Source organism: uncultured Microbacterium sp. (genome assembly GCF_945952435.1).
Classification (GTDB): domain Bacteria; phylum Actinomycetota; class Actinomycetes; order Actinomycetales; family Microbacteriaceae; genus Microbacterium.
The window spans coordinates 1-24,053 of record NZ_CAMFHZ010000006.1; the positions used below are offsets into that span (position 1 = coordinate 1).

Sequence of the window (24,053 nt, forward strand, 5' to 3'; positions counted from 1 at the left end):
CTCGACCTTCGCGCGCAGCCGCTGCACGTGCACGTTCACGAGGCGGGTGTCGGCCTTGTAGTGGTAGCCCCACACCTGCTCGAGCAGCATCTCGCGGGAGAAGACCTGCTGCGGCTTGGACGCGAGCGCGACGAGCAGCTGGAACTCCAGCGGGGTGAGCGCGATCGCGTCGGACCCCCGGCGCACCTCGTGCGCGTCGACGTCGATCGTCAGATCCCCGATCCTCAGCACCTCGGTCGTGGACTGCGGGGTGGGCCGCAGCCGGGTCCTGATCCGGGCGACGAGCTCCTTGGGGTTGAAGGGTTTGACGATGTAGTCGTCCGCGCCGACCTCGAGCCCTCGGACGACGTCGGCGGTGTCGCTGCGCGCCGTGAGCATGATGACGGGGACTCCGGACTCGGCGCGGATCCGCGTGCAGATCTCGATGCCGTCCATCCCGGGAAGCATGAGGTCGAGCAGGACGAGGTCGGGGCGCTGGGTACGCCACTCGTCGACGGCCTTGGCTCCGTCCGCGCAGAACACGGGCTCGAAGCCCTCCGTGCGCAGCACGATTCCGATCATCTCGGCCAGAGCCGTGTCGTCATCGACCACGAGGATGCGTGAGGTCATTGTGCCCAGTCGTCTTTCGTCCAAGGCGTGCGGGTGGCTCGGCGCGCAGCCCACACGTGGGACCAGCGTACTTCACACGCCGGGGAAGACGGCGGAACCGGCGGGTCGGCCGTCGGAGGCGTATGCCACGATGGGATCCACGACGAGAACGGGAGGACTCGTGACGAACGAGAGCTGGACCCCCGCGCCGAAACCCGGCCTGATCCCGCTGCGCCCGCTCGGGTTCGGGACGGTGCTGGGCAAGGCGTTCGCCGCGCTGCGGCACAACCCCAAGGTCCTTTTCGGATTCGCGATCGTCGTGCAGCTGCTCGTCCTCGTCGCCGTCGGCACGGTCGTCGGCGTGGTGGCCGTCGCGGCGTTCGGCCGTCTCGACACGGTGCGCCCCGGCAGCGACGACTTCGTGACGATCCTCGTCGGGTCGGCCGCGATCTTCGGCCTGGCCACGGTCCTGATGGGCCTCGTTTCCTCCGCATTCGGCGCGATCGTGCAGGGGGTCGTGGCCGCGGACGTCCGCGCCGCGGTGCTGCGGGAGCCGGCGACCCTGCGGGCGTTGTGGGCGCGCGTCAAGCCCGCCGCGTGGCGTCTCATCGGCTACGTGCTGCTCTACGGACTCGCGTCGCTGCTCGCGGCGACTCTCGTGCTCGCGATCGCGATCGGGGCGATCGGCGTCCCCACCGGGTTCCGCGGAGCGGGCCTCGTGGTCACGATCCTCGCGACCGTGCTCGGCATGCTCGGCCTCGTCGCGCTGGCGATCTGGATCGGCACGAAGCTCATGCTGGTTCCCTCGCTGCTCGTCGTCGAGGGTGCGGGGATCCGCGACGCGATCGTGCGGTCGTGGCGACTCACCCGGGGGCGGTTCTGGTTCGCGTTCGGCATCGCCTTCGTCATCGGAGCGATCTTCGCGGCGGTCTCGCAGACCCTCAGCACGATCTCCGGGCTCGTGGGCTCCTTGTTCGGCGGAGTGCTCACGCCGCTCGGCGGGACGGAGTCCTCGATCGCGGTCGGTACGGTCGTGACCATGATCATCGCCCAGATCATCGTGATCGTGGTGCAGTCGATCGGAGGCGTCGTGCAGGCCACGGCGGGAACTCTCGTCTACATCGACTGCCGGATGCGGTACGAGGGACTGGATCAGGATCTGATGGCCGCGATGGAGCGGCGCGCGGCGGGCCAGGACGACGGCGCGGATCCGTTCCGTGTCGACGACGCCCGTGCGGTCGGACGCGGCTTCCGCCCGCCGCGCCCCGCCTCCTACGGCTCTCCCGCGTACGGCGCTCCTGAGTACAGCGCTCCCGCGTACGGCGCTCCCGCGTACGGCGGCTACCTCCCGGCCCCCTCGCAGGGATACGCTCCGCCGGTCGCACCCCCTCCGCCGCCGTCGCCGCCCGCCCGTCCCGTCGCGGCGCCGTCCGAGCACGAGCGCGACGGCTGGGCCGCGCCCGGGTCCACCCGCTGAACCGCGGCATGCCGGTCTCCGTCCCGATCCTGCTCTCCGCGATCCCCCTGATCCCGGATGGCGACGACGCGCGCCGCCTCGCGGAGGAGGAGCTCGCCAAGGCCGTGTATCAGGCCGCGCGTCCGACCCTCGTCGATCGCTGGGCGCGCGCGATCGTCGACGCCGTGTCGCGCCTGTTCACGACGGACGGAGCCGCCGCGCTCGGACCCGGGGCAGCGATCGCGATCGGGATCGTCCTCGCCGCCGTGCTGGTCGCGGTGCTCGTGGTGTGGGGGCGACCCCGGCGTTCCCGGACCGGAGCCTCGCCCGCGATCCTGCTCGGAGCGGCGGACGACCGCACGGCCGCGCGGCTCCGCGACGACGCCGATCGCGCCGCCGCATCGGAGGACTGGGCCGCGGCGATCGTGCTCCGCTACCGCGCCCTGGCACGGGGCCTCCTCGAGCGCGACCTCATCGCCCCCGCGCCGGGCGCGACCGCGCAGACGATCGCCCGCGAGGCGGCGGTGCCGTTCCCGGCCGTCGGCGAAAAGCTGCACGGTGCCGCCGTGACGTTCGACGAGGTGCGCTATCTCGGGGTCCCCGGAGACGCCGACCGGTACCGTGCCGTGGTCGCGATCGACGACAGGGTGGCGCGGATGCGCCCGGAGGAGGCCGCCCCGGCCGATGCCGCGCCCGCCGCGCGGGAGTGGCGCGCATGACCGTCGACGCCCCCGCATCCGTCGTCGCGTCGACCGAGCGCGGCGAGCCCACGCTCGTGCGCGACCGGGGCAGGATCCGGCGGCTGGTCGGCTGGCTCGTGGTGGCGCTCCTCGTCGCGGTCGTCGCCGCCGCAGGGCTCCTCTTCGCGAACGCAGGATCCCGCGCCCAGCGCTACGTCCTGGATCCCGAGTCCGCGGGCCCCGACGGCACGAGGGCGCTCGTCGAGCTGCTGCGCCACGAGGGCGTCGCCGTGGAGGTCGCTCGCACGCGCGCCGACGTCGAACGCCTGCTCGACGAGCGCAGCAGCCTCGTGACGTCCGATCCGACCACGCTCACGGACGCCGGCACGCAACGGCTGCTCGACCGCTCGGACGACGTGGTGCTGCTCTCTGCGAGCGCGCGCATCCTGCGGCTCACGCGGCTCGGCGGCTACGCCGATGAGCCGTCGCCGTCTCGCGCGGGACCCGGCTGCGAGGTCGCCGCGTTCTCCCGCGTCGGCACGATCGCGCCGGGGCAGCTGTTCCGCGCGGCGCCCGGTGTCACGGCGTGCTTCGGGGACGCGGAGGGCGCGGCGGTGCTGCTCGACGAGCGCGACGGTCAGCGGAGGGCGATCGTGGACGGTTCGACGCTGTTCACCAACGAGCACCTCGCCGAGAACGGCAACGCCGCCCTCGGGCTCGCGCTGCTCGGAACCCGGCCGCGCGTGGTCTGGTACGTGCCGTCGATCGAGGACACGGACCGCACCGACACCGACGCCGACGCGTCGCTGGGCGACCTGGTCCCGGGATGGGTGACCCCGGCGATCGTCCTGCTCATGATCGCGGCGGCCACCGCGGGCGTGTGGCGCGGGCGCCGCTTCGGGCCGCTCGTCGCGGAGACCCTTCCCGTGACGGTGCGGGCCTCGGAGACGATGCTCGGGCGTGCGCGGCTCACGGCGAAGGCGGCCGACGCCGCGCATGCCGCGCAGGCGCTGCGCGACGGCACCACCGCCCGCCTCGCGCGGCGTCTCGGACTCGCCTCCCGCGCCGATCCCGCGTCCGTGGCCGACGCGGTGGCCGACCGGATCCGCGCGGACCGCGCCGCCTGCCGCGCGGTGCTGACCGGACCGCTGCCCACGAGCGACGCCGAGCTCGTCCCCTTCGCCCGCAACCTCACCGCCCTGGAGACCGCCGTCGAGGACGCGGTCCGCATCGAAAGGAGCACCCGTGACTGACGATCCCGGGACCACCGCCGCCGCCACGACACCGCCGCCGCCTCCCGCCCCGCGTCCGGATGCCGTGGCCTCACGCGAAGCGGCGGCCATCGAGGCGTCCTCAGCGGCGTCCGCCGCGACGGCGCCGCGGGCGGGTGACGACGATGCTCTGCGGCAGGCCATGCAGCGCGTCCGCGCGGAGGTGGACAAGGCCGTCGTCGGGCAGGCGGGCACGGTCACTGGTTTGCTCGTCGCCCTGCTCGCCCGGGGGCACGTGCTGCTGGAAGGCGTGCCCGGCGTCGCCAAGACCCTCATCGTGCGCGCGTTCTCCCGGGCGCTGGGCCTGGACACCAAGCGCGTGCAGTTCACGCCCGATCTGATGCCGGGCGACGTGACCGGATCGCTGGTCTACGACGCCCGATCCGGTGAGTTCGAGTTCCGCCGGGGGCCGGTATTCACGAACGTCCTGCTCGCCGACGAGATCAACCGCACCCCGCCGAAGACGCAGGCCGCGCTGCTGGAGGCGATGGAGGAGCGCCAGGTGTCCTCGGACGGCGAGAGCCTCGCGCTGCCGGATCCGTTCCTCGTCGCCGCGACGCAGAACCCCATCGAGCACGAGGGCACCTACTCGCTGCCGGAGGCGCAGCTCGACCGCTTCCTCATGAAGCTCGTCGTCGGCATGCTCGAACGGGAGGCCGAGGTCTCGGTGCTCCGGCGGCACGCGGACGGCTTCTCCCCCCGCGCGCTCACCGATCTGCATCCGGTCGTCAGCGCCGCGGAGATCCTCGCCGCTCAGGAGGCGGCGGGGCGCGTGCAGGTGACCGACGACGTCCTCGGCTACGTGGTCGATCTGGCTCGCGCGACGCGGCAGTCCCCGTCCGTGGAGCTCGGCGCGTCCCCGCGCGCATCGACGGCGCTGCTGGCGGCGGCCAAGGCGTGGGCGTGGTTGAACGCCTCGAGCGCCGTCACGCCCGATCACGTGCAGACCATGCTCATCCCGGTGTGGCGGCACCGCCTGCAGCTGCGCCCCGATGCCGAGATGGAGGGCGTCTCCGCGGACGCCGTCCTCACGAGCGTCGTGCAGCAGACGCGCGTGCCGATCTAGGCGCGGAGGTCCGGACGTGTTCCTCACCGGTCGTTCCGTGCTCGCCGTCGCCCTCGGCGTCGTGCCGCTCGTGCTGCTCACCGGCGCCGGCCTGCCGCCCTGGCTCGTGCTCGCCGGGTGGCTCGTGCTGTGCCTGCTGCTCGCGGCCGTGGACACGCTGCTCGCCGCGCCCGTGGGAGCGGTGCGGATGCGGCGCGACGTGCCGCTCCGCGCCCGCCAGCACGAAGAGGTGGATGTCGCGGTCGTCGTGCAGAACCTCGGCGCCCGTCGCCTCCACGGCTGGCTGCGCGACGCGTGGCAGCCGACCGCCGGCGTCGCGAATCGGGGCAGGGCGCCGCTCGACCTGCCGCCGGGCGAGCGCCGACGTGTGACGATCCGGCTACACCCGCGGCGCCGCGGCGAGCTGACGAGCGAGTTCGTCGCGATCCGGTCGACCGGGCCGCTGGGATTGGCCGGGCGGCAGGGCAGACACTCCGTCCGCGGCGCGATCCGGGTGCTTCCGCCGTTCGCCTCCCGCCGTCACCTCCCGTCCCGGCTGGCGCGGCTGCGCGAGCTCGACGGCAACACGAGCGTGCTCGTGCGGGGGCAGGGCACGGAGTTCGACTCGTTGCGGGAATACGTCCGCGGCGACGACGTGCGGGCGATCGACTGGCGAGCGACCGCCCGCGCCGGCTCGACCATGCTCCGCACCTGGCGCCCCGAGCGCGACAGGCACGTCGTGATCCTGATCGACACCGGGCGCACCGCCGCGGCGCGGGTCGGCGACGGCACCCGCCTCGACGCCGCCTACGAGTCGGCGCTGCTGCTGTCCGCACTCGCCCAGCGCGCCGGTGACCACGTGCACCTGCTGCTGTTCGATCGCACCGTGCGCGCACGGGTCAGCGGCGTGGACGGGCCTGCCCTGCTGCCTGCTCTGTCCGACGCGATGGCCCCCGTGCACGCCCGTCTGGTCGACACGGACTGGACCGCGGCCTTCGGCGCGATCCGATCCGTGACGACCCGCCCGTCCCTCGTCGTGGTCCTCACCGCGCAGGACGCGGTGGAGAGCGCGCGGTCCTTTCTCGGCGCCTTCCCCGCGGTGTCGCGTGCGACGACCGTCCTCGTCGGATCCGCGACCGACGTGTCGATCGACGCCTTGGCCCGGGCGAGGACGTCGCGTGAGGACGTCTACCTCGCGGCGGCCGCCGAGCGCACGCTCCAGGACGCCGCCCGTGTCGCCGACGCGATCCGTCGCGCCGGCGGCGAGCCGCTGGCGGCGGATCCGGACGATCTTCCCCCGCGCATCGCCGACCGGTACCTCGAGCTCAAGGCCCTCGGCAGGCTCTGAGCGGGCGCATCGACCGGGCAGGGAGACACGCCCACAACGTCCGCCTTTTTCTGAATCATTCAGGAAAAGGTAGCCTGGAGCCATGGACACCTCGGCGATTCTGCACGACGCAGGCCTCCGCGTCACAGTGCAGCGCATCGCCGTGCTCCAGGCGCTGGCGCTGTCCCCGCACAGCTCCGCCGACCGCCTGCACACGGCGGTGACCGGAAGCGGGATCGCGCTGCCGACCGTGCACGCGATCCTCGGCGACCTCGTCGAGGCGGGTGTCGCCCGGCGCGTGAGCCTTCCGGACGCCGATCGCGCGCTCTTCGAGGTCGAGCCGGACGACAACCACCACCACATGCAGTGCGTGCGCTGCGGCAGGCTCGAAACCGTCTCGTGCTCGGTGGGCGCGGCACCGTGTCTGCACCCCGCGGAGGACCACGGGATGCGCCTTCTGGAGGCGTCCGTCACGTACCGCGCGATCTGCCGCGCCTGCGAAGAGGCCTCCCCCGGCCGCTGAGGCCATCGCGTCGCGCCGCCTCGGGGCCCTCCCCCGACGAGCTCCGTCGCGCCGTCTTCCCCCGCCCCACAGACCGACCATTGGAAAGGATCAGCCATGACTGATGTGACCGACGCGTGCCCGATCGACCACTCGGGCGGTGCGGAGCGCTCCTCTTCGCGCCGCACCGGCAACGACGACTGGTGGCCCGAACGGCTCAACCTGCGCGTGCTCGCGAAGAACCCGGTGATCGGGGATCCGCACGGCGGCGACTTCGACTACAAGGCCGCCTTCGAAGCGCTCGACCTCGATGCCGTCAAGCAGGACGTCGCCGCCGTGATGACCGAGTCCCAGCCCTGGTGGCCGGCCGACTTCGGCCACTACGGTCCCCTGATGATCCGCATGGCCTGGCATTCGGCCGGCACCTATCGGGTGTTCGACGGCCGTGGCGGCGGCGGAACCGGTCAGCAGCGGTTCGCGCCCCTGAACAGCTGGCCCGACAACGTGGGCCTGGACAAGGCCCGTCGCCTGCTCTGGCCGGTCAAGAAGAAGTACGGACGCGCGCTCAGCTGGGGGGATCTGATGATCCTCGCCGGCAACGTGGCGCACGAGCAGATGGGCATGCCGACCTTCGGCTTCGCCGGAGGTCGCCCCGACGTCTGGGAGCCCGACGACGACGTGTACTGGGGCTCGGAGAAGGTCTGGCTCGACTCCAGTCCGCGCATCAGCACCGACGACGAGGGCGGGCGCTCGCTGGAGAAGCCACTCGCGGCGACCATGATGGGCCTCATCTACGTCAACCCGGAGGGCCCGGAGGGCGTGCCGGACCCGCTGGCCGCCGCCAAGGACATCCGCGAGACGTTCGGCCGCATGGCGATGAACGACGAGGAGACCGTGGCCCTCATCGCCGGAGGCCACACGTTCGGCAAGACCCATGGCGCCGCTCCCGAGGCCGGCAACGTCGGCGAGAACCCCGAGGGCTCCCCGATGGAGCAGATGGGACTGGGCTGGAAGAGCAGCCACGGGACCGGGAGCGGCAACGACACCATCGGATCCGGCCTCGAGGTCACCTGGACCTATCACCCCACCCGCTGGGACAACGAGTTCTTCCACATCCTCTTCGCCTACGACTGGGAGCTGACCACCGGCCCCGGCGGAGGCAAGCACTGGCGGCCGAAGGACGGCGCGGGATCCGACATGGTCCCGGAGGCGCAGGGCGACGGGCGCCGCGAGCCGCGCATGCTCACGACCGATCTGGCTCTGCGCGAGGACCCGGCGTATCGCGAGATCTCGCTCCGGTTCAAGGACGACCAGGCTGCGTTCACGGATGCGTACAGCCGCGCCTGGTTCAAGCTCACGCACCGCGATCTCGGCCCGAAGGCCCGCTACCTCGGCCCCGAGGTGCCGGCGGAGGATCTCCTCTGGCAGGATCCGGTCCCCGCGCAGACCGGCGCCCTCCTCGACGCCGACGACATCGCGCGGCTCCGGGAGCGCATCGCCGCGACCGGGCTCGGCGTGTCCGACCTCGTCTCGACCGCGTGGGCCGCGAGCGCGTCCTTCCGTGGCAGCGACAAGCGCGGCGGGGCGAACGGCGGCCGGATCCGTCTGGAGCCGCAGCGCAGCTGGGAGGTCAACCGGCCGGCCGAGCTCGCCCGCGTGATCGCGGCGCTCGAGACCGTGCAGGCCGCGTTCAACGCGGAGGGCGGGGCGCAGGTGTCGTTCGCGGACCTCGTCGTCCTCGCCGGCAACGTCGGCGTCGAGCAGGCCGCCGCCGCCGCGGGACGCACCGTCGAGGTGCCGTTCACCCCCGGCCGCACGGATGCGACGCAGGAGCAGACCGACGTCGAGTCGTTCCAGTACCTCAACCCGCAGGCCGACGGATTCCGCAACTACGTGAGCGACGTCGCCCGGGGCATCCCCGCGGAGCACCTGCTCATCGACCGCGCGAACCTGCTGACGCTATCGGCCCCGGAGATGACCGCGCTCGTCGGCGGCCTGCGCGTGCTGGGCACGAACTGGGACGGCTCGGCCTACGGCCTCCTCACCGCCACGCCGGGCGTGCTCACGAACGACTTCTTCGTGAACCTCCTGGATCTGAACACGACGTGGAAGCCGCTGGATCCCGGCTCGCACGCCTTCCAGGCGACGGACGACACGACCGGGGAGCGGACGTGGATCGGCACCCGCGCCGATCTCGTCTTCGGCTCGAACTCCGAGCTGCGGGCGCTGGCCGAGGTGTACGCGAGCGACGACGCGGCGGACGCCTTCGTCGATGCGTTCGTCGCCGCCTGGGCCAAGGTCTCGGAGCTCGACCGCTTCGACGTGCGCTGACCCGTCGCGCGTGCCCCCGACCCCGTCGTCCGTCCGAACGGCGGGGTCGATCCGTCCCCGCACGCCGTGCCGCGCCCGCCTGCACGGTGCGTGCGACTAGTCTCGCTCACGGATCGTGCCGCGTGGCGCGACCCAGCAAGGAGTGAGATGTCCTCCCCCGTCGCACCGACCGCGGCCCTCTCACCGGTGCCTGCGGCGTTGCCCGCGCGGCTCGTCGCGGAAGCTCTCGGCACCTTCCTGCTCGTGACGGCCGGCGTCGGCACGGCACTGTTCGCGACGGGGCGCTTCGCGGATCCGGGGGCGCAGTCGGGCGTGTACCTCGCCGTGGCGGCGGCGTTCGGCGGAGCGATGCTCGTCGGCTTCTACGCGTTCGGTCCCCTGTCGGGAGGCCACTTCAATCCCGCGGTGACGCTCGGAGCCGCGGCGGCGGGCCGGATCCGCTGGCGCGACGCCGGCCCCTACGTCGTCGCGCAACTGGTCGGTGGCCTCGTGGCGTCGACCGTGCTCACGCTGATCGGCACCTTCGGTCCCGAGGGCTGGCTCCCGCGCATGCAGGACGCCGGCTTCGCCAGCAACGGCTGGGGGCCGCTGTCCCCCGGAGGCTTCGGCGGCTGGGCCGCGGTCATCGCCGAGCTCGTCTTCACCGCCCTGTTCCTCTTCGTCTTCCTCGGCGTCACGCACCCGGCACGCGGAACGGGACTCGCAGGGATCGCGATCGGCGTGGCCCTGGCGGTCGCCGTGCTCGCGACGATGCCGATCGACAACGCCTCGATCAATCCCGCACGTTCTCTCGCGACCGCGATCTACGGAGGGATCGGCCCCCTGACCCAGCTCTGGGCCTTCCTCGTCTTCCCCGCGCTCGGCGCGCTCGTGTCCGGTTTCACGTATCGCGCGCTCTTCGACCCGCCGGCGCGCTGATCCGCTCGCCGCCGGGATCCGCGACCCGTCGGAACGCGTGGAACGGCGAGGAGTGGGCTCAGCCGGCGACGAGCGTCGGCGTGCCCGCCTCGAACTCGGTGAGGTCGCCGGTCTCGCCGCGGCGCACGGCGCGGCGCCCGAGGACGAGCATGTAGCCGAGGAAGACGGCGAGCGCGAGCGCCCCGATGCCGATCTTCACCGGCCAGGGCAGCCCCCATCCGGTCACGAACCCCTCGACCAGACCGGACAGACCCAGCGCGAAGACGAGCCCGATCGCGACCGTGCCCAGGGACCGTCCCGCGGCGGCCAGCGCAGCGGCCCTGGACCGTGCGCCCGGGGCGACCCAGGCCCAGAAGATGTGCAGTCCGGCCGCAGCGGCGACGAAGATGCATGTGAGCTCGAGCATGCCGTGGGGCAGCAGGTAGAGCACGACGACGTCGCCCCGGCCGAACGCGAACATCACGCCCACGGCCACCCCGATGCCCACGGCGTTCTGCAGGAGCATGAAGAGGGGCCAGATCCCGGTCACCCCGAGTAGGACGCACTGCGCCGCGATCCACGCGTTGTTGGTCCACACCATCCCGGCGAACTCCGCCGCCGGGTTCTCCGTGTAGTACTCCGTGAACGAGTGGTCGACGTACTGCTGCAGGTCGGCACGGGGCCCGAGCGCGGCGACAGCCGCCGGATCCTGCGAGATCCACGCGGCCACCGCCACGACGACGGAGAGGCTGGCAAGAGCGATCGCGAGCGTCGTCCACCGCAGACGGTAGAGCGCGGCGGGCAGCTGCAGGGCGAAGAAGCGTCCCGCCTGGCGGACGACGTTCTCGCTCTGGCCCGTGAGCCGCAATCGGGCACGGGCCAGGATGGTCGAGACATGGGCGCTCTGCGGCGAGCTCCCGACAGAGGCCCGCAGATCGGCGAGATCCGCGGAGGCGGCCCTGTATCGGGTGATCAGCTCGTCGACGCCCGCGCCGTCGAGTCGGGCGCGGCTCAGCTCGTCCAGCCGCGTCCATTCGCGGTTCCTGGCATCGGCCAGCGCGTCGGCGTCCACCTGATTTACTGTACCCATGTCGCGCGCACAGCATGTCGAGGTCCTCGAGTCCGCGGACGAGGTGCTCTCCGGCGAGGCCGTGGCGATCGAGGTGCAGCCGGTCGGCCTGCTGCTTCGGACGCTCGGCGCGCTCATCGACATGCTCGTGGCGTTCGCGATCTTCGCCGCCTACCTCGTGGTGCGGTACTGGGTGCTCGGAGCGCTCGGGGATCCCGCGCTGGACCGGATCCTCGCCGTGCTCGCGCTCGTGACCGCGTTCGTCCTCGTCCCCTGCGCGGTCGAGACGATCACGCACGGCCGCAGTCTCGGCCGGCTCGCCGTCGGCGGGCGGATTGTGCGCGTCGACGGCGGTGCCGCGGGCTTCCGGCAGGCGCTCATCCGATCCCTCATCGGCGTCCTCGAGATCTACGCCACCTTCGGCGCCCTGGCCTTCCTCACCGCCGCGTTCAACGCCCGGTCGCAACGGCTCGGCGACCTCGTGGCGGGCACCTACAGCCAGCGCGTGCGCACGCCGCCCCTGCCCTACCGCGTCCCGGTCCTGCCACCGGGGCTCGAAGGCTGGGCCGCGATCGCGGACGTCGCACGCATGCCGGATCGGCTCGCGCGCCGGATCGCGCAGTTCCTCGAGAACGCGACGCGATTGGACCCGGGAGCGCGGGCGCGTGTCGCACAGGACCTCTTTCAGGAGGCCGCCCCCTACATCTCGCCCGTTCCGGCCGTGCCCGCGGAAGCCGTGCTGACGGCCGCGTCGGTGCTGCGGCGGCAGCGGGAACGCCGGGGGCTCGCGCTCGCCGACGAGCGGGTCGAGCGGCTCAGCGGGACGCGCGTCGGGCTCTGAGCGGACGCGAGGACGCGGATCCGCTCAGGCCTGCAGGCTCTCGTGGCGCACGACGATCCATCCCGTGGGCACGGAGAGACGCTCGGCATGGATCGCGCACAGATCGTGCGCGTGCGGGTCGTTCTCGACCCCGAGGGGCCCGACCGCAGCCATCTGGTCGCCGTAGTCGTAGGTGAGGGTCGCGACAGCCTCGCGTGCGCAGCCCACCTTGGAGCAGAGTCGTCCGTACATCGGCCCCAGCCTACGACGCCCGGGGGTCGGCGCGGGGATGCCGCGCGCACGTCCGCCATCCGTCCGCGCGCATAGACTTGCGGCATGCGTCGCACCCGTTCCGCCCGTCCGGTCCCCGCACCGCGACGCGGGGACCGCCACGGCCGTCACGGCCGGCTCGGACGCAGCTCCGTCGTGAAGCCGCCGCTGCCGCCTCTAGACGGTCGGCTGGACACGTTCGACCTGCACGTCGGATCGGCGGTCGAGCTGCTGCGGTCGATGTGGCCCGATCTGCGGCCGGTGCGGATCGAGATCGCCGCCATGCCGTCGCACGCCGACCCGGACGGTCTTCCGCGCTGGCTGGTCGACACCCGCGGACAACGGATCGTGTTGTTCCGGGTGCCGATCGAGCGGCTCATGGAACCGGGGCACGACGACGCCGCGCATCGCAGGGTCGCGATCGAGGGTGCCGTGTTCCGGGCCGCCGCGCAGTACATCGGGCGGGAGCCCTGGGAACTGGATCCGCACCACCCGGAAGACTGAATCCGCGGCGCTCCGCCCGCACGGCGTACCCGCGGCTCAGCGCTGGTAGACCTCGATCGGTGCCGCCGCCGCATCGGTCGCCCACACCGGATAGCCGGCGAGCTGCCCCGGGCCGGAGAAACCGACCGCGGCGCGCACGGCCGTCGGCGCCTGCAGGCGACAGACGGTGGAGGCCGTGAGCGGAACGGTGACCGCCTCCCCCGTCTTCAGGGTCAGCTTCTGCGACGCACCGCCGGAGACCGGGGCGAGTTCGACCGCGACGTCCTGCGCGGAGGCGTTCTGCACGTGCAGCTGCGGAGAGGGACCGGCCGCCACGGCGAACGTGGTCGTCCCCGTGATGTCCGGCGCAGGCGTCATCCAGGCGAAATCGGATCCCTTCGCGACCCCCGTGGTCTGCCGTGCGGCAGCCACGACCGGCGCGGTCGAGGTGATGTCGATGCCGTAGAGGCCCGGCTTGAGCGACGAGAAGTCGACGGATCCGACCTGCCCCGCCGTGAGCTTGACCTTCTTCGGCGCGCCGACCGCGCTGCCGTCGGCGGCGCTGCGGGGCTGCAGCGTGACCGTGGCGCCCTCGTGCGGTGCCAGCAGACGGACGGCGGTGGTCGCGTCGTCGTCGGCCGAGGGGACGAGGGCCCGGACGCCGAGGAGGGAGAAGTCGGTGCGCGGTTGCGGCACCGCGTCCTGGGTGTCGACGCCGACCGGATCGAGCGTGCGGATGAGGCTGGACTGCAGGGCCGCGCGCACGGGCGCGCCGGTCGAGGTGACCTCGACCACCGGGCTCGGCTCCCCCGCGGCGCTTCCCACGAGCGGGACGGCCGCCTGGGTGCCCGGCTGCACGACGAGCTCCGAGACCCGGGGCGCGAGCCCCTGCGAACCGAACTCGGTGAACGTGACGGACGCGGCGACGGCGCCGGGGTTCGCGACGAGGACGATGTCGTTGGATCCGGTGGTGCCCGCTCCGCCGACGAGCCAGGAGTCGAGGCTCGGCGGACGACAGGCCGAGGCGGCGAAGCCCGCCAGATCCTCCGACGACACCGAGACGGACTGTGCCGCGGCGACCTGCGCCGGGGCGGCGTCGCTCGGCGGGGCGGTGAACGCTGCAGCCTCGCCGCCGGGCACGGCGGGCAGGGCGAGGCTCTGCGCCGACAGCGACGATCCCGGAGCCGCCGCGCTGACGACGGACGGCGTCGCCGCGATGCCGAGCGCATCGGGCTGGGTCGCGTCGCGTCCGAGCGCGAGGAACGGTCCCGTGCAGGAGAGCAGCGTGTCGGCCGCGACGGGCGTGACCGTCGTGCGGGGAGGGGTGGCCGTGACCGTCGGCCAGGCGGCGGGGATCGCGAAGGCCGCGCCGGCCACGCACGCGGCGGAGACCACGATGCCCGCGGCGAGACGGGCGCCCGTCGCCGCGATCCGGACGGCGGTCTTCTGGGGCTTGCTCATCGGTCGCCTTCCTTCGCGGGCCTGGCGTGCGAGCCGGTGTCAGCGGTGACCTCGCTACCGGTGGCCGGCTCGTCGCCCGTGTCGGTCCACTCGGACCGCGCAGCGCCCTCGGCGTCGGCGTCGGCGTCGGTGTCACTCAGGGGCTCGCCCTTCCCGGCGGATGCGAACGCGTCCGGGGAGGCTTCGTCCGCGGTCGGATCCGAGGGCGAAGTTTCCTCGACGACCGCGAGCGAGCCCGTCTCACGCGGGGCGGCCTCATCCACGGTGTCTCTCTCCGCCGTGCCACTCTCCGGGGCGGGACGCCCGTCCCGCGCGGCGTCGGGCTCGACCGCGGACACGACAGCGGGTTCGGGCGTGGGTTCGACCGCGGGTTCGGCGGCGGGGATGACGACGGACCCGGTCGGGGTCGGCACCGGCCGCTTCCGGGGCGGGCGACGACGGTCCCGCGGGGGCTTCGGCGCCCGAGGAGCGCGCTCCGGCACGACGCCGATCGCACGGGGCACCGCGCGCGCCGCACGCCGCGATGCCCGAGTGGGGATCGACAGCAGCAGCGCGGCGAGCAGGACGATCACCTCGACCGTGACGACGAGCTGGGCCGTCGCGTGCTGCGCGGCGCCGACTCCGGGGCGGGCATCGGGCTGGCGCTCCATCCGCCACAGCACGCCGCGCGGCGTCTCCCCGACGCGGACGAAGCCCGCGCGCTGATCGAGCGCGGTTCCGGCCTGCAGGCGGAGGGCGCGCTGCGGGCCTGTCTCCTTCTCGCTGCCGGCTTCGACGAGCACGTAGCGCACGCCGAGCGCGGCGAGCGCGGCGGGGGCGTCGAAGCGCCGCGTCGAGACAAGGTCGACGGAGAGCCCGCTGAGATCGCGTCCCTGCGCGCGCGGCGCGGTGTTGAGCATCGTCGCCTGTGCGCTCAGGGTCGCGCTGGGCCCCCAGACGACCGTGGTCGACAGGGCCCCCTGCGGCTGAGCCGTCAGCACGAGCGTGCCGATCTCGCGATCGTCCCTGGCTTGGGCGTTGACGTAGGCGGGCAGGGTGCTGCCGTCGCTGCGCTGGATCGCCGCGGTGCCGGTCACGAACGAGGCCGCGGTCGGGATCGCGCAGACCACGACACCGGCGACGGCGATGAGCGCCGCGGCGCCGCGCAGGACGGGCAGCGTGAGGGCGCTGTCCAGGGTGACCAGGGCACCGCCGAGCGCTCCGAGCAGAGCGAGGCTGAGCGCGGTGCCGGGCCAGATCGGCACCGCGGCGGACTGCGCGAACGCCACGCTGAGTCCCACGGTCGCGAGCGCGGTCGCGAGTCCGGTCGCCGCGACGAGGAGGGATCCGATTCCCACGCTCCACCGCGGCGAGATCGTGGACAGGAGGGCGAGCAGGCCGAGCGGAGCGAAGAGCCACAGCACCCAGCCGGCGTCGTGCACGCCCAGAAGGGCCGGCCAGCCGGCCTGGTCCGTGGTCGGCAGGCCGCCGAGCAGCGCGAGCCTGCCCGCGGCGTCCGCACCCGCCTGCGGCGCGGCGACGATCACGCCGGGGTCGGAGAGGAGGCCGAGGAGGCTGCCGTGCGCGAGCTGCCACCAGACCAGCGGCGCGAAGACCACGACGCTCGGCACGAGCACCCACAGCATGCGGACCGCACCCCGCACGGACCGGCGAGCGAGCAGCCAGACGATCGCCACGAACCACAGCAGCACGAGCGCCGGGGCGAGCGATGGCGCGCAGGCCAGCGCGGCGGCGGTCAGCAGGGACGCCGCACCCGCGGCACCCCACGATCGCCACGCCACGAGACCGGCGTGGAACGCCCACGGCAGCAGCAGGTGCAGCAGGACGGCGGCGGGACGGCCCTGGGCGAGGGCGATGAGGAAGGTCGGCGCGAGCGCCCAGATCGCGCCCGCGAGGATCCGCAGGGACGCGCGGTCGGTGATCCGGGTGGCCACGAACCAGCCGCCGAGCACAGCCAGGGGCAGTGCGAGCAGCCAGAGCATGATGAGCGCGTAGGACGGCGCCCCCGGCCACAGCGAACCGAGGATCGCGAGCACGCCCGCGAAGGGATCGGCGGGCCCCACGACGCCGACGCCGAATCCGCGCTGGCCGTAGGCGGCGTCGCGCCAGAGCGCGCCGACCGTCTGGCGCAGGGGGAGGAGCGCGCCTCCGCCCAGCGCCGGCCAGGCGAGCAGCGAGGCGAACAGGCCGAAGCCCACGACGGCTGCCGCGAGCACGGCCCATGCGCCGCCGCCCGAGAAGAAACCGAGCTCCTGGTGCACGCCCTCCTCCGAGCCGTGCCCGTCGTCGAGGCGCTGACGCAGTTCGGCGCGGCTCACGCGGAGCGGCGCGATGCCGGCCCAGCTGGCGCTGCGGGTCTCCCGGATGCGGCGGCGCGACCGCGCCACGGCGGATCCGGAGACCATCGCGACCGCGGCCGCTCCCCACTCGGGCGCGACCGCGGCCGGGCGCTTGCCGATGAGGTGCGCGATCGAGCGCCAGAGCGCCAGGGGCAGGAGGGAGAGCCAGTGCAGCGGAACGGCGGCCGCGGGGGCGTAGGCGAGGCGGCGGTGCAGCTGAGCCCGCCGGGTGGCGTAGGCCTCCCCTGCCGTGCCGGCGGACGCGGATCCGTCGTCGACGCCGATCCGTGCCGCGGAGGTGAGGACGATCCGCCCGCCGGCAAGACGCGCGCGGACGCCCATGTCGAGCCCCTCGTCACGGCCGCCGAGACCGGTGTCGGGCAGGAGGTCGCGGCCCGCACGGACGAGCAGGCCGCGCACGTCGGCACCGAGCGCGTCGTCCTGCGCGTCGTGCTGACCCTGGTCGAGCTCGCCGCGAGCGGGATCGACCGCGCGACCGAGGCGCGTCATGCTCTGCCCGAACGACACGAGGTGCCGCTCGTCCGCGTCGCCGACGAGTTTGGGAGCCGCGACCGCGGAGGACGGCGAGCGTTCCAGGGCGCCGACGAGGTGTTCGAGCGCGTCCGGGGCCGGGACGCAGTCCTCGGTGAGGATCCAGAGCGCCGCGTCCGGGGCGACGCGCGGCACGGCGAGCGCGACTGCGGCGGCCAGCGTCGTGGAAGGGCGGGTCTCGACGACCGCCTCCGCGGCCGCGACGACGCGCGCGCTGGAGCGCAGCGTCGAGGAGGCGCCGCACGCCACGATCGTCAGCGCTTCGGGCGCGACGGTCTGGGCCGCGAGCGCGTCGAGGGCGCGTAGCAGGCGCGCGTGGGAGGTCGCTCCGGAGCGGGCGACGAGAACGGCGTGAACACGGGCAGACATGACCCGGTCAGCCTAAGCGGGCCTCATGCGCAAAACGGTTTGCGCATGGGCGCGTCGGGCGATCAGCCGGCGCGACGCTTGAGCTTGCGGCGCTCGCGCTCGGACAGACCACCCCAGATGCCAAAGCGCTCGTCGTTGTTGAGCGCGTACTCGAGGCACTCTCCCCGGACGTCGCAGGAGGTGCAGATCCGCTTGGCGTCGCGGGTGGAGCCGCCCTTCTCCGGGAAGAAGGCCTCCGGGTCGGTCTGCGCACACAGGGCATCGCTCTGCCAGGCGAGCGCGTTGTCCTCGTCCTCGGCGGGGCGGCGAACGCCCGGAACCCCGAGCTGGACGGGATCGACGAACCAGTCGTCGGGAACGTCCGATCGATACGTCGTCATGTCGCCCTCACTCCTGTTTCCCCCGGGTGCCCCGCGGGCCGCGTTGCATGACTAATTACACCCTTGTCATTCCCCACAGGTCAAGTCGCAGATCGTAAACCCTCAATCCGACATTGAACCTTCATCGCGGTTCATCGGCGTGTCGCGCGTGGATCGCGGGCACGGTCGCCGCTCCCGGGGGCAGCCCGGCTCACGCGGTACCCTGAACCACGATGGCGCAGCACTCCCGACTCTCCACGGCTCCCCCGCCGAGCGCCCCGGCGCGCGAATCGACACGGCATCTGCTGCTGCGCGCGCACATCGTGCTGCTGCTCTTCTGCGTTCTCGCGCACACGGCCGTCTTCAACCTGATCGGGATCGACGGGGCCGCGGTGGTGCTCGCGGTCCTGCTGCTCGGCACGCTCGGACTCGCCATCCCCCGCATCGTGATGGCGCGTCCCGCCCGTTTCCCCTGGCGGCGCATGCCCTGGGCGGCGCTGACGTACCTCCTCCTCGCGCTCGCGTCCGTGCTCTGGTCCCGGTGGCCCGAGGCGACACTGCTCACGTGGGTGCTGCAGGCGTCGATCACCGCGGTCGCGCTGTTCATCGCGTTCACGCTCACCTGGCAGGAGATCGTGCGTGCGCTGTCGAGCGCGTTCAAATGGATCATCGGACTGTCGATCCTGCTGGAGGCGTGGGTCGCTCTCGTGCTGCACCACCCGCTGATCCCGAACTTCGCGCAGTTCCCGCCCGGCAAGATCGATCCGCACTGGTATTGGGTGCGCGGCGATCTCCTCGGCACCGGGCGCATCCAGGGCATCGTGGGCAACTCGAACACCCTCGGAATCCTGTGCGCGTTCGCCCTCGTCGTCTTCGGCCTGCTCTACGCCGAGCGTGCGCGCCGTCGTCCCGCGCTGCTCGTGTGGATCGTGCTCGCGGGCTTCCTCTTCGTGAGGGCGGGTTCGGCGACCGCCTTCGCCGCGTTCGCCGTCGGTGTGCTCGTGCTGCTCGCGGCCCTCGTCATGCGCCGGGCGGAGCGACCGGGTCAGCGCGGACACCGTTACGCGCTCTTCGCCGGGCTCGCCGTGCTCGGCGCCGTCGTCGTGTGGCTCGGCCGCGGGGTGCTGTTCGGACTGCTGGGGAAGTCCTCCGACCTCACATACCGCGTGGAGATCTGGCGCAAGGTGTGGGCCAGGGCGATCGAGCATCCGATCTTCGGCAACGGGTTCTCCTCGCCGTGGGTGCCCTGGGACCCCGCATTCCACGACTGGATCCTCGACCACCGGATCACCGTGTTCATGGCGCACGACATGTGGCTCGACGTCTTCCTGCAGCTCGGAGCGGTCGGCGTGCTGCTCATCGCGATCGCGTTCGCCGCCTTCGCCTGGCGGGCCTGGTTCTTCGCGATCGATCGACCGCGCTGGGATCTGGTCAAGGATCGGCCGTTCTCCGCGCTGTCGCTGCTGCCGACCGTGATCGTCGCGATGCTGCTCGTGCTCGGCATCGCCGAGTCGACGCCGATCATGCTGTGGGGCTGGCTGCTGCTGATCCTGCTGTCGTTCAAGCTCAAGATCTCTCCGTTCGTCGGGACCGGGTTCGGCGAGGAGGCCCCGCCGGAGACGCGCGGAGCCGCGCGGCGCAAGGCCGAGGCGCGCCGACGCCGGGCGCGCGGGCGGACGGCATGAGCTCACGCCGGCACCGTCTGGCCCGGCTGCTCGGGTCGGTCGAGATGGCGCGCGCGTATACGACGTGCGCGCTGCTGAGTGTGTTCGGATCGTTCGCGATCGGGTCCTTCACCTCGCAGGCCACGATGAACACGATCATCGCCGCCCTCTGCGCGATCGGCGCCGGGATCCTCGTCGTCCGCCGCGAGGAGCTCAGCCCGCTGCGTGTCGCCCCGTCGACGCTGCTCGCCTTCCTCGCCTGGACGCTGGCGAGCGTGTTCTGGTCGACGGCGTCGAGCACCTCGGGGCGGGCCTGGGCCGCGCTGGCAGGGTACGCCCTCATCGCGGTGGTCGTCGGGCACATCCGCGACACGCTGCAGACCGTGCGCGCGCTCGGCGATGCGCTGCGGATCCTGCTCGCCGCGTCGCTGATCGCGGAGATCATGAGCGGGATCCTGCTCGACGTGCCCTTCCGGTTCCTCGGGATCCAGGGGAATCTCGCGCTCGGAGGACCGATCCAGGGCCTGTTCGGCACCCGCAACCTGCTCGGAGTCATCGCCGTGATCGCCGTGATCACGTTCGTCGTGGAATGGCGCTCGCAGTCCGTCGGCGCAGGGCTCGCGATCCCCTCGCTGGCCCTCGGAGGCTTCCTCGCCCTGCTCTCCGCCTCCCCCACCGTCCTGGTCCTCGCCGCCGCCGTCGGCGTGGCGAGTGTCGCACTGGTCATGGTGCGGCAGGCGCCGGCGCGGCGCCGTTCCGCCCTGCAGTGGTCGATCGGCGGCGTCGTGGTGCTCGGACTCGTCGCCGCCTTCTTCCTGCGCAACCGGATCGTCGCCGTGCTGGACGCGGGCAGCGACTTCCGCACGCGCGTCGACCTGTGGAGCACGCTGCTCCCGTACGCCTCCCAACGGCCGGTGCAGGGCTGGGGCTGGTTCGGCGCCTGGGATCCGGACGGCTACCCGTTCAACAGCATCAACTACTTCACGGGCGACCGTCATGCGAGCGCCCTGAACGCCTTCCTCGACGCGCTGCTGCAGGCCGGGGCCGCAGGCCTCGTGCTGTTCACGCTGCTCGGCGGCGTCGCTCTCGTGCGCTCCTGGCTCGTGGCGAGCGTGCGACGCTCCGTCGTGTACGCCTGGACCCCGCTCGTGCTCGTCGCTCTCGCGGTCGACTCGCTCTTCGAGAGCTTCACCCTCATCGACTCCGGCTGGTTCCTGCTCGTGCTGTGCGCGCTGCGCGCCGGCCAGTCCCGCTCCTGGCGCGAGAACATCGACGCCGCGCAGACGAGCGCGATGCCGCCGCTGCCCGATCGCTGACCGGGAATCCCCTCGGGCGCCGGGTAGTCTGGAAGGGATTCGTCTCGAGTCGATTTCCAGATCATCGGAGCACCCCTCTTGACCTCTGCCTCCCAGAACGACGTCCCGGAGAGCGCCGTCGCATCGCGCGCACGGGACGCCGTCGGCTTCGACGCCGCCTCCGCGACGATCGTCATCGTCACCTACAACCGCTCGCACCTGCTCACCGGCCTCCTCGACAGCATCCAGCGGATGGATCCGAAGCCCGGCCGCGTCGTGATCATCGACAACGCGTCCTCCGACGACACGACCGAGGTCGTCGAGTCGTACCGGGCGGCGCTCGGCACCGAGATCGTCTACCGGCGCCTCGAGACCAACACCGGCGGATCCGGCGGCTTCAGCGAGGGCATGCGCACCGCGTACGAGCTGGGATCCGAATGGATCTGGATGATGGACGACGACGTCGAGGTGCTGCCAGACGGGCTCGCCCGGATGGGCGCCTGGGCTCCGCGGTTCAAGAGCATCCAGGGACGGCGCTACGACTACGACGGCAGCGCGTTCTACTGGCAGTACCGGATCGCGGAGCGCATGGGGATCCCGATCCCGTTCGCGCCCGCCGGCTTCGACGCGACCGGGTTCAAGCCCATGAACAGCGGCTGCTTCGAGGGCATGTTCATCCACCGCTCGATCGTCAAGGAGATCGGACTCCCGGATCCACGGTTCTTCATCTACTGGGACGACCAGATGTACGGCTGGCTCGCGTCGCGCAAGACGCAGGCCGTGATCGTCGACGAGTTCGTGCTGCGCCGTACCCGCGAGATCAAGCAGTGGGACATGGGCATCCGGCACATGAACGCGTCGAGCAACGCGTACCGGTTCTACATCATGCGCAATCGCGCCTATCTGAAGAAGTACTACCGCGCCCACGGCGTGTACAACCCCGTGCTGTTCGGGCTGGGCACGGCGATGACGTTCGCGAAGGAGCTCATCCGGCTCGTCTTCGTCGAGCGCACCGTGCGCGGCACGAGCAACCTTTTCCGCGGGCTGCGCGAGGGCGGCAGGATCGCCCGCGACAGGTCCTGGCACCCGATGCCCCCTCTGGAGGACTGAATGAGCGACAACAAGCCGGAAGCGGTCTGGGTCTTCCCCGAGGAGAAGAAGCGCATGAGCGGCGGGCGGATCGCGGTGATCGTCGCGATCGTCGTCGTCGTGCTGCTCATCGCCGCGGGGCTCGTGTTCTTCCTCGTGCCGCGCGGGGGCGCGCCCGTCGCGACGCCGAGCCCGTCCGCCTCGTCGGCGACGCCCTCGGTCTCTCCCACACCCTCGCCGAGCGGCAGCGCGACGCCCGGACCCGGGGTGCCGACGGCACCGGTGACGTCACCGCCTCCCGTTCCGGACCCGTCGGTCGACGTGTTCCGAGGACAGGTGCAGCCGCGCCTCGATGACGCGACGACGGGGCTCACCCTGGTCGAGGGCAAGAGCGGACCGGATGCGGTCCAGATCGTGGAGTCGTTGCAGAACGACGCACAGAACCTGGCGACCCAGCCCGCGCCGGAGTCGATCCGGACGCAGTGGTCCGATGCGATCAACACTTATGCAACGAAGCTGTCCGCGCTGCGAGGCGCCGTGAGCTCTGGTGATGCGGGCGGCCCACTCGCTGACGCCCGTTCCGCGCTCGGCGCCGTCCGCAGCCTGGTCGGACTGTGATCCGGCCCGGTCAGGAGTTCTCGGCGTTGTAGCGGTCCAGCACCTCGTCGATCGAGGCATCGAGCACAAGGCCGCCCTTGTCGAGGTAGAGACCGCGCGTGCAGAAGCGACGCAGATCCTTCTCGTTGTGCGAGACGAAGAACAGCGTCCGCCCCTCGGCGAGCAGCTCGTCGATGCGGCGATAGCACTTGTCGCGGAACGCCTTGTCGCCCACCGCGAGCACCTCGTCGACGAGCAGGATCGGCTCCTCGAGCTGCGAGACGACGGAGAAGGCAAGACGCACCTTCATGCCGTTCGAGAGATGCTTGTACGGGGTGTCCTGGAACTTCTCGAGCTCGGCGAAGGCGATCATCCCGTCGTAGCGCTGCGCGACCTCGGCCCGGCTCATGCCGTGCAGCCCCGCCGTCAGACGGACGTTCTCGCGCACCGTCAGATCTCCGACGAAGCCTCCGGTCAGCTCGATGAGGGGCGCCACTCCCCCGTGCACCCGCACGTGGCCCTCGTCCGGCAGGAGCACGCCGGCGACGAGTTTGAGCAGCGTCGACTTGCCCTGCCCGTTGCGCCCGACCACGCCGATCGCCTCGCCCCGGCGCACCGTGAAGGAGACGTCGCGCAGGGCCCAGAACTCCCCGGGCCGATTGCGGCGCTTGGCTCCCGCGAAGAGGTCCTTGAAGCTGCGGCGGCCGCGACGCCCGAGCCGGAAGCGCACGCCCAGCCCGTCCACCTCGATGGCCGCGCTCTCTGCTGTGGCCATCACAGCTCCTTCAGGACATCGCGCTCGAGCGAGCGGAAGGTGAACAGGCCGAGCGCCAGGAAGACGAGCGTGACGATCGCCCCGATGAGCACGGGCTCGGTATGCCATTGCCCGGGGAACAGCCCGACCCGGTAGAGCGTGAAGATCCCCGAGAGCGGGTTCAGCGCGCCGACGAAGTGCAGCGGTCCGGGCAGATCCTTGAAGCCGTAGATGATCGGCGAGACGTAGAAGAGCGCACGTAGGACGAGGGCCGTCGTGCGCTCCAGATCCGCCCAGAGCACGCACAGCGGCGCGACCAGCAGACCGAGGCCGACGAGCAGAAGCGTCTGCCAGATCATCGCCACGGGGAAGAGCAGGAGCGACCAGTTCACCTTCGCGCCGGCGAAGACCGCGAACAGCACGAGGACAGGGATCGCGAAGACGAACTCGAGCCCCTTGGTGAGGATCACGCGGACGACCCAGATCGAGCGCGGGATCGCGGTCGATCGGATCAGCCGCGCGTCCTTCTTGAACGCCCGGGTGAACTCCCCCACCGACGTGTTGAACCACACCCAGGGCAGCAGAGCGGTGATGAGGAAAACGATGTAGGGCTGCTCCCCCACGGCGCCCCGATGGAACACCTGCGTGAACACGAACCAGTAGATCCCGCTCATCACCAGCGGGTCGAGCACCGACCACAGGTAGCCGAGGACGCTGGTCGCGTACCGCACCCGCAGATCGCGCGCGCTCAGCAACCACAGCGAATGAAGGTAGCGGCGGGATATCCCTCCCCCACGTACCTCGGTCACCGTCACAGGTCGATCCTACTGACACC

Annotated in this window: 22 protein-coding genes; 14 read left to right on the forward strand and 8 right to left on the reverse strand. The window is 72.2% G+C overall.

What is annotated here, in order from left to right:
- On the reverse strand, positions 1 to 609 hold a 609-nt coding region (mtrA, locus tag Q0P88_RS04320), incomplete at its 3' end, for an MtrAB system response regulator MtrA (RefSeq protein WP_295011459.1).
- A 160-nt stretch (positions 610 to 769) separates the two neighbouring features.
- Here mtrA and Q0P88_RS04325 point away from each other — a divergent pair.
- The 8 genes from Q0P88_RS04325 to Q0P88_RS04360 all read left to right on the forward strand — a co-directional run bounded on the left by Q0P88_RS04325 (position 770) and on the right by Q0P88_RS04360 (position 10,118).
- Positions 770 to 2,065: a hypothetical protein gene (locus Q0P88_RS04325; RefSeq protein ID WP_295011461.1), complete on the forward strand. Its 1,296-nt coding sequence runs from the start codon at positions 770 to 772 to the stop codon at positions 2,063 to 2,065.
- Positions 2,066 to 2,073: 8 nt separating this feature from the next.
- Positions 2,074 to 2,763, forward strand: coding sequence for a DUF4129 domain-containing protein (locus tag Q0P88_RS04330; protein ID WP_295011463.1), 690 nt, complete (start codon positions 2,074 to 2,076; stop codon positions 2,761 to 2,763).
- Complete coding sequence (locus Q0P88_RS04335) at positions 2,760 to 3,977, forward strand: DUF4350 domain-containing protein (RefSeq protein WP_295011465.1); 1,218 nt, start codon at positions 2,760 to 2,762, stop codon at positions 3,975 to 3,977. Before Q0P88_RS04330 ends, Q0P88_RS04335 begins: the two co-directional genes overlap by 4 nt.
- Positions 3,978 to 4,137: 160 nt before the next feature.
- Positions 4,138 to 5,061, forward strand: coding sequence for a MoxR family ATPase (locus tag Q0P88_RS04340; protein ID WP_295011716.1), 924 nt, complete (start codon positions 4,138 to 4,140; stop codon positions 5,059 to 5,061).
- Positions 5,062 to 5,077: 16 nt separating this feature from the next.
- On the forward strand, positions 5,078 to 6,388 hold the full coding sequence (locus Q0P88_RS04345) for a DUF58 domain-containing protein (RefSeq protein ID WP_295011467.1): 1,311 nt from the start codon (positions 5,078 to 5,080) through the stop codon (positions 6,386 to 6,388).
- An 82-nt stretch (positions 6,389 to 6,470) separates the two neighbouring features.
- Positions 6,471 to 6,890, forward strand: coding sequence for a Fur family transcriptional regulator (locus Q0P88_RS04350; RefSeq protein ID WP_295011469.1), 420 nt, complete (start codon positions 6,471 to 6,473; stop codon positions 6,888 to 6,890).
- Between the two features lie 96 nt (positions 6,891 to 6,986).
- Positions 6,987 to 9,200 (forward strand): catalase/peroxidase HPI, encoded by a 2,214-nt coding sequence (katG, locus tag Q0P88_RS04355; protein ID WP_295011471.1) that lies wholly within the window; start codon positions 6,987 to 6,989, stop codon positions 9,198 to 9,200.
- A gap of 147 nt (positions 9,201 to 9,347) precedes the next feature.
- Positions 9,348 to 10,118: an aquaporin gene (locus Q0P88_RS04360; RefSeq protein ID WP_295011473.1), complete on the forward strand. Its 771-nt coding sequence runs from the start codon at positions 9,348 to 9,350 to the stop codon at positions 10,116 to 10,118.
- Positions 10,119 to 10,176: 58 nt separating this feature from the next.
- Here Q0P88_RS04360 and Q0P88_RS04365 read toward each other — a convergent pair whose 3' ends face one another.
- Entirely contained in the window at positions 10,177 to 11,169 is a 993-nt protein-coding gene (locus Q0P88_RS04365) for a stage II sporulation protein M (RefSeq protein ID WP_295011475.1), read from the reverse strand.
- Between the two features lie 16 nt (positions 11,170 to 11,185).
- Between Q0P88_RS04365 and Q0P88_RS04370 the strand changes: the two genes are divergently transcribed.
- Positions 11,186 to 12,007, forward strand: coding sequence for an RDD family protein (locus Q0P88_RS04370; protein ID WP_295011477.1), 822 nt, complete (start codon positions 11,186 to 11,188; stop codon positions 12,005 to 12,007).
- 24 nt (positions 12,008 to 12,031) lie between these two features.
- On the opposite strand, the gene Q0P88_RS04375 is transcribed toward Q0P88_RS04370, so the two are convergent.
- The gene (locus Q0P88_RS04375; protein WP_295011478.1) at positions 12,032 to 12,238 is read right to left on the reverse strand and encodes a DUF3499 family protein; all 207 of its coding nucleotides are present in this window, start codon (positions 12,236 to 12,238) and stop codon (positions 12,032 to 12,034) included.
- Between the two features lie 84 nt (positions 12,239 to 12,322).
- On the opposite strand from Q0P88_RS04375, the gene Q0P88_RS04380 reads away from it, so the two are divergent.
- Positions 12,323 to 12,760: a hypothetical protein gene (locus Q0P88_RS04380; RefSeq protein WP_295011480.1), complete on the forward strand. Its 438-nt coding sequence runs from the start codon at positions 12,323 to 12,325 to the stop codon at positions 12,758 to 12,760.
- Positions 12,761 to 12,796: 36 nt separating this feature from the next.
- On the opposite strand, the gene Q0P88_RS04385 is transcribed toward Q0P88_RS04380, so the two are convergent.
- The 3 genes from Q0P88_RS04385 to Q0P88_RS04395 form a co-directional block, all read right to left on the reverse strand.
- Positions 12,797 to 14,200 carry a DUF5719 family protein gene (locus Q0P88_RS04385; RefSeq protein ID WP_295011482.1) on the reverse strand — a complete coding sequence of 468 codons (1,404 nt, stop codon included), beginning with the start codon at positions 14,198 to 14,200 and terminating at the stop codon, positions 12,797 to 12,799.
- A complete protein-coding gene (locus Q0P88_RS04390) occupies positions 14,197 to 17,460 on the reverse strand; it encodes a glycosyl transferase (RefSeq protein ID WP_295011484.1) in 3,264 nt (1,087 codons plus the stop codon). Before Q0P88_RS04390 ends, Q0P88_RS04385 begins: the two co-directional genes overlap by 4 nt.
- Positions 17,461 to 17,522: 62 nt before the next feature.
- Positions 17,523 to 17,840 carry a WhiB family transcriptional regulator gene (locus Q0P88_RS04395; RefSeq protein ID WP_295011486.1) on the reverse strand — a complete coding sequence of 106 codons (318 nt, stop codon included), beginning with the start codon at positions 17,838 to 17,840 and terminating at the stop codon, positions 17,523 to 17,525.
- A 212-nt stretch (positions 17,841 to 18,052) separates the two neighbouring features.
- On the opposite strand from Q0P88_RS04395, the gene Q0P88_RS04400 reads away from it, so the two are divergent.
- The 4 genes from Q0P88_RS04400 to Q0P88_RS04415 all read left to right on the forward strand — a co-directional run bounded on the left by Q0P88_RS04400 (position 18,053) and on the right by Q0P88_RS04415 (position 22,485).
- Positions 18,053 to 19,504: an O-antigen ligase gene (locus Q0P88_RS04400; RefSeq protein WP_295011488.1), complete on the forward strand. Its 1,452-nt coding sequence runs from the start codon at positions 18,053 to 18,055 to the stop codon at positions 19,502 to 19,504.
- Positions 19,501 to 20,799: an O-antigen ligase gene (locus tag Q0P88_RS04405; RefSeq protein WP_295011490.1), complete on the forward strand. Its 1,299-nt coding sequence runs from the start codon at positions 19,501 to 19,503 to the stop codon at positions 20,797 to 20,799. Before Q0P88_RS04400 ends, Q0P88_RS04405 begins: the two co-directional genes overlap by 4 nt.
- A gap of 168 nt (positions 20,800 to 20,967) precedes the next feature.
- Positions 20,968 to 21,888 carry a glycosyltransferase family 2 protein gene (locus tag Q0P88_RS04410; protein ID WP_295011718.1) on the forward strand — a complete coding sequence of 307 codons (921 nt, stop codon included), beginning with the start codon at positions 20,968 to 20,970 and terminating at the stop codon, positions 21,886 to 21,888.
- Entirely contained in the window at positions 21,889 to 22,485 is a 597-nt protein-coding gene (locus Q0P88_RS04415) for a hypothetical protein (protein ID WP_295011492.1), read from the forward strand. It begins immediately after the preceding gene.
- A 10-nt stretch (positions 22,486 to 22,495) separates the two neighbouring features.
- Here the strand turns inward: Q0P88_RS04415 and Q0P88_RS04420 are convergent, their stop codons facing one another.
- Together Q0P88_RS04420 and Q0P88_RS04425 are read right to left on the reverse strand one after the other, a co-directional pair.
- Complete coding sequence (locus Q0P88_RS04420) at positions 22,496 to 23,239, reverse strand: ABC transporter ATP-binding protein (RefSeq protein ID WP_295011494.1); 744 nt, start codon at positions 23,237 to 23,239, stop codon at positions 22,496 to 22,498.
- A complete protein-coding gene (locus tag Q0P88_RS04425; RefSeq protein ID WP_295011496.1) occupies positions 23,239 to 24,033 on the reverse strand; it encodes an ABC transporter permease in 795 nt (264 codons plus the stop codon). The genes Q0P88_RS04420 and Q0P88_RS04425 overlap by 1 nt, the downstream gene beginning before the upstream one ends.
- Positions 24,034 to 24,053: the final 20 nt, after the last annotated feature.

Coding starts and splice junctions, on each gene's coding strand:
- Q0P88_RS04395 (WP_295011486.1), bottom strand. CDS start 17,840: ATGACGACGTATCGATCGGACGTTCCCGACGACTGGTTCGTCGATCCC.
- Q0P88_RS04375 (WP_295011478.1), bottom strand. CDS start 12,238: ATGTACGGACGACTCTGCTCCAAGGTGGGCTGCGCACGCGAGGCTGTC.
- Q0P88_RS04385 (WP_295011482.1), bottom strand. CDS start 14,200: ATGAGCAAGCCCCAGAAGACCGCCGTCCGGATCGCGGCGACGGGCGCC.
- Q0P88_RS04330 (WP_295011463.1), top strand. CDS start 2,074: ATGCCGGTCTCCGTCCCGATCCTGCTCTCCGCGATCCCCCTGATCCCG.
- Q0P88_RS04390 (WP_295011484.1), bottom strand. CDS start 17,460: ATGTCTGCCCGTGTTCACGCCGTTCTCGTCGCCCGCTCCGGAGCGACC.
- Q0P88_RS04405 (WP_295011490.1), top strand. CDS start 19,501: ATGAGCTCACGCCGGCACCGTCTGGCCCGGCTGCTCGGGTCGGTCGAG.
- Q0P88_RS04370 (WP_295011477.1), top strand. CDS start 11,186: ATGTCGCGCGCACAGCATGTCGAGGTCCTCGAGTCCGCGGACGAGGTG.
- Q0P88_RS04350 (WP_295011469.1), top strand. CDS start 6,471: ATGGACACCTCGGCGATTCTGCACGACGCAGGCCTCCGCGTCACAGTG.
- Q0P88_RS04360 (WP_295011473.1), top strand. CDS start 9,348: ATGTCCTCCCCCGTCGCACCGACCGCGGCCCTCTCACCGGTGCCTGCG.
- Q0P88_RS04415 (WP_295011492.1), top strand. CDS start 21,889: ATGAGCGACAACAAGCCGGAAGCGGTCTGGGTCTTCCCCGAGGAGAAG.
- katG (WP_295011471.1), top strand. CDS start 6,987: ATGACTGATGTGACCGACGCGTGCCCGATCGACCACTCGGGCGGTGCG.
- Q0P88_RS04335 (WP_295011465.1), top strand. CDS start 2,760: ATGACCGTCGACGCCCCCGCATCCGTCGTCGCGTCGACCGAGCGCGGC.
- Q0P88_RS04380 (WP_295011480.1), top strand. CDS start 12,323: ATGCGTCGCACCCGTTCCGCCCGTCCGGTCCCCGCACCGCGACGCGGG.
- Q0P88_RS04400 (WP_295011488.1), top strand. CDS start 18,053: ATGGCGCAGCACTCCCGACTCTCCACGGCTCCCCCGCCGAGCGCCCCG.
- Q0P88_RS04420 (WP_295011494.1), bottom strand. CDS start 23,239: ATGGCCACAGCAGAGAGCGCGGCCATCGAGGTGGACGGGCTGGGCGTG.
- Q0P88_RS04340 (WP_295011716.1), top strand. CDS start 4,138: ATGCAGCGCGTCCGCGCGGAGGTGGACAAGGCCGTCGTCGGGCAGGCG.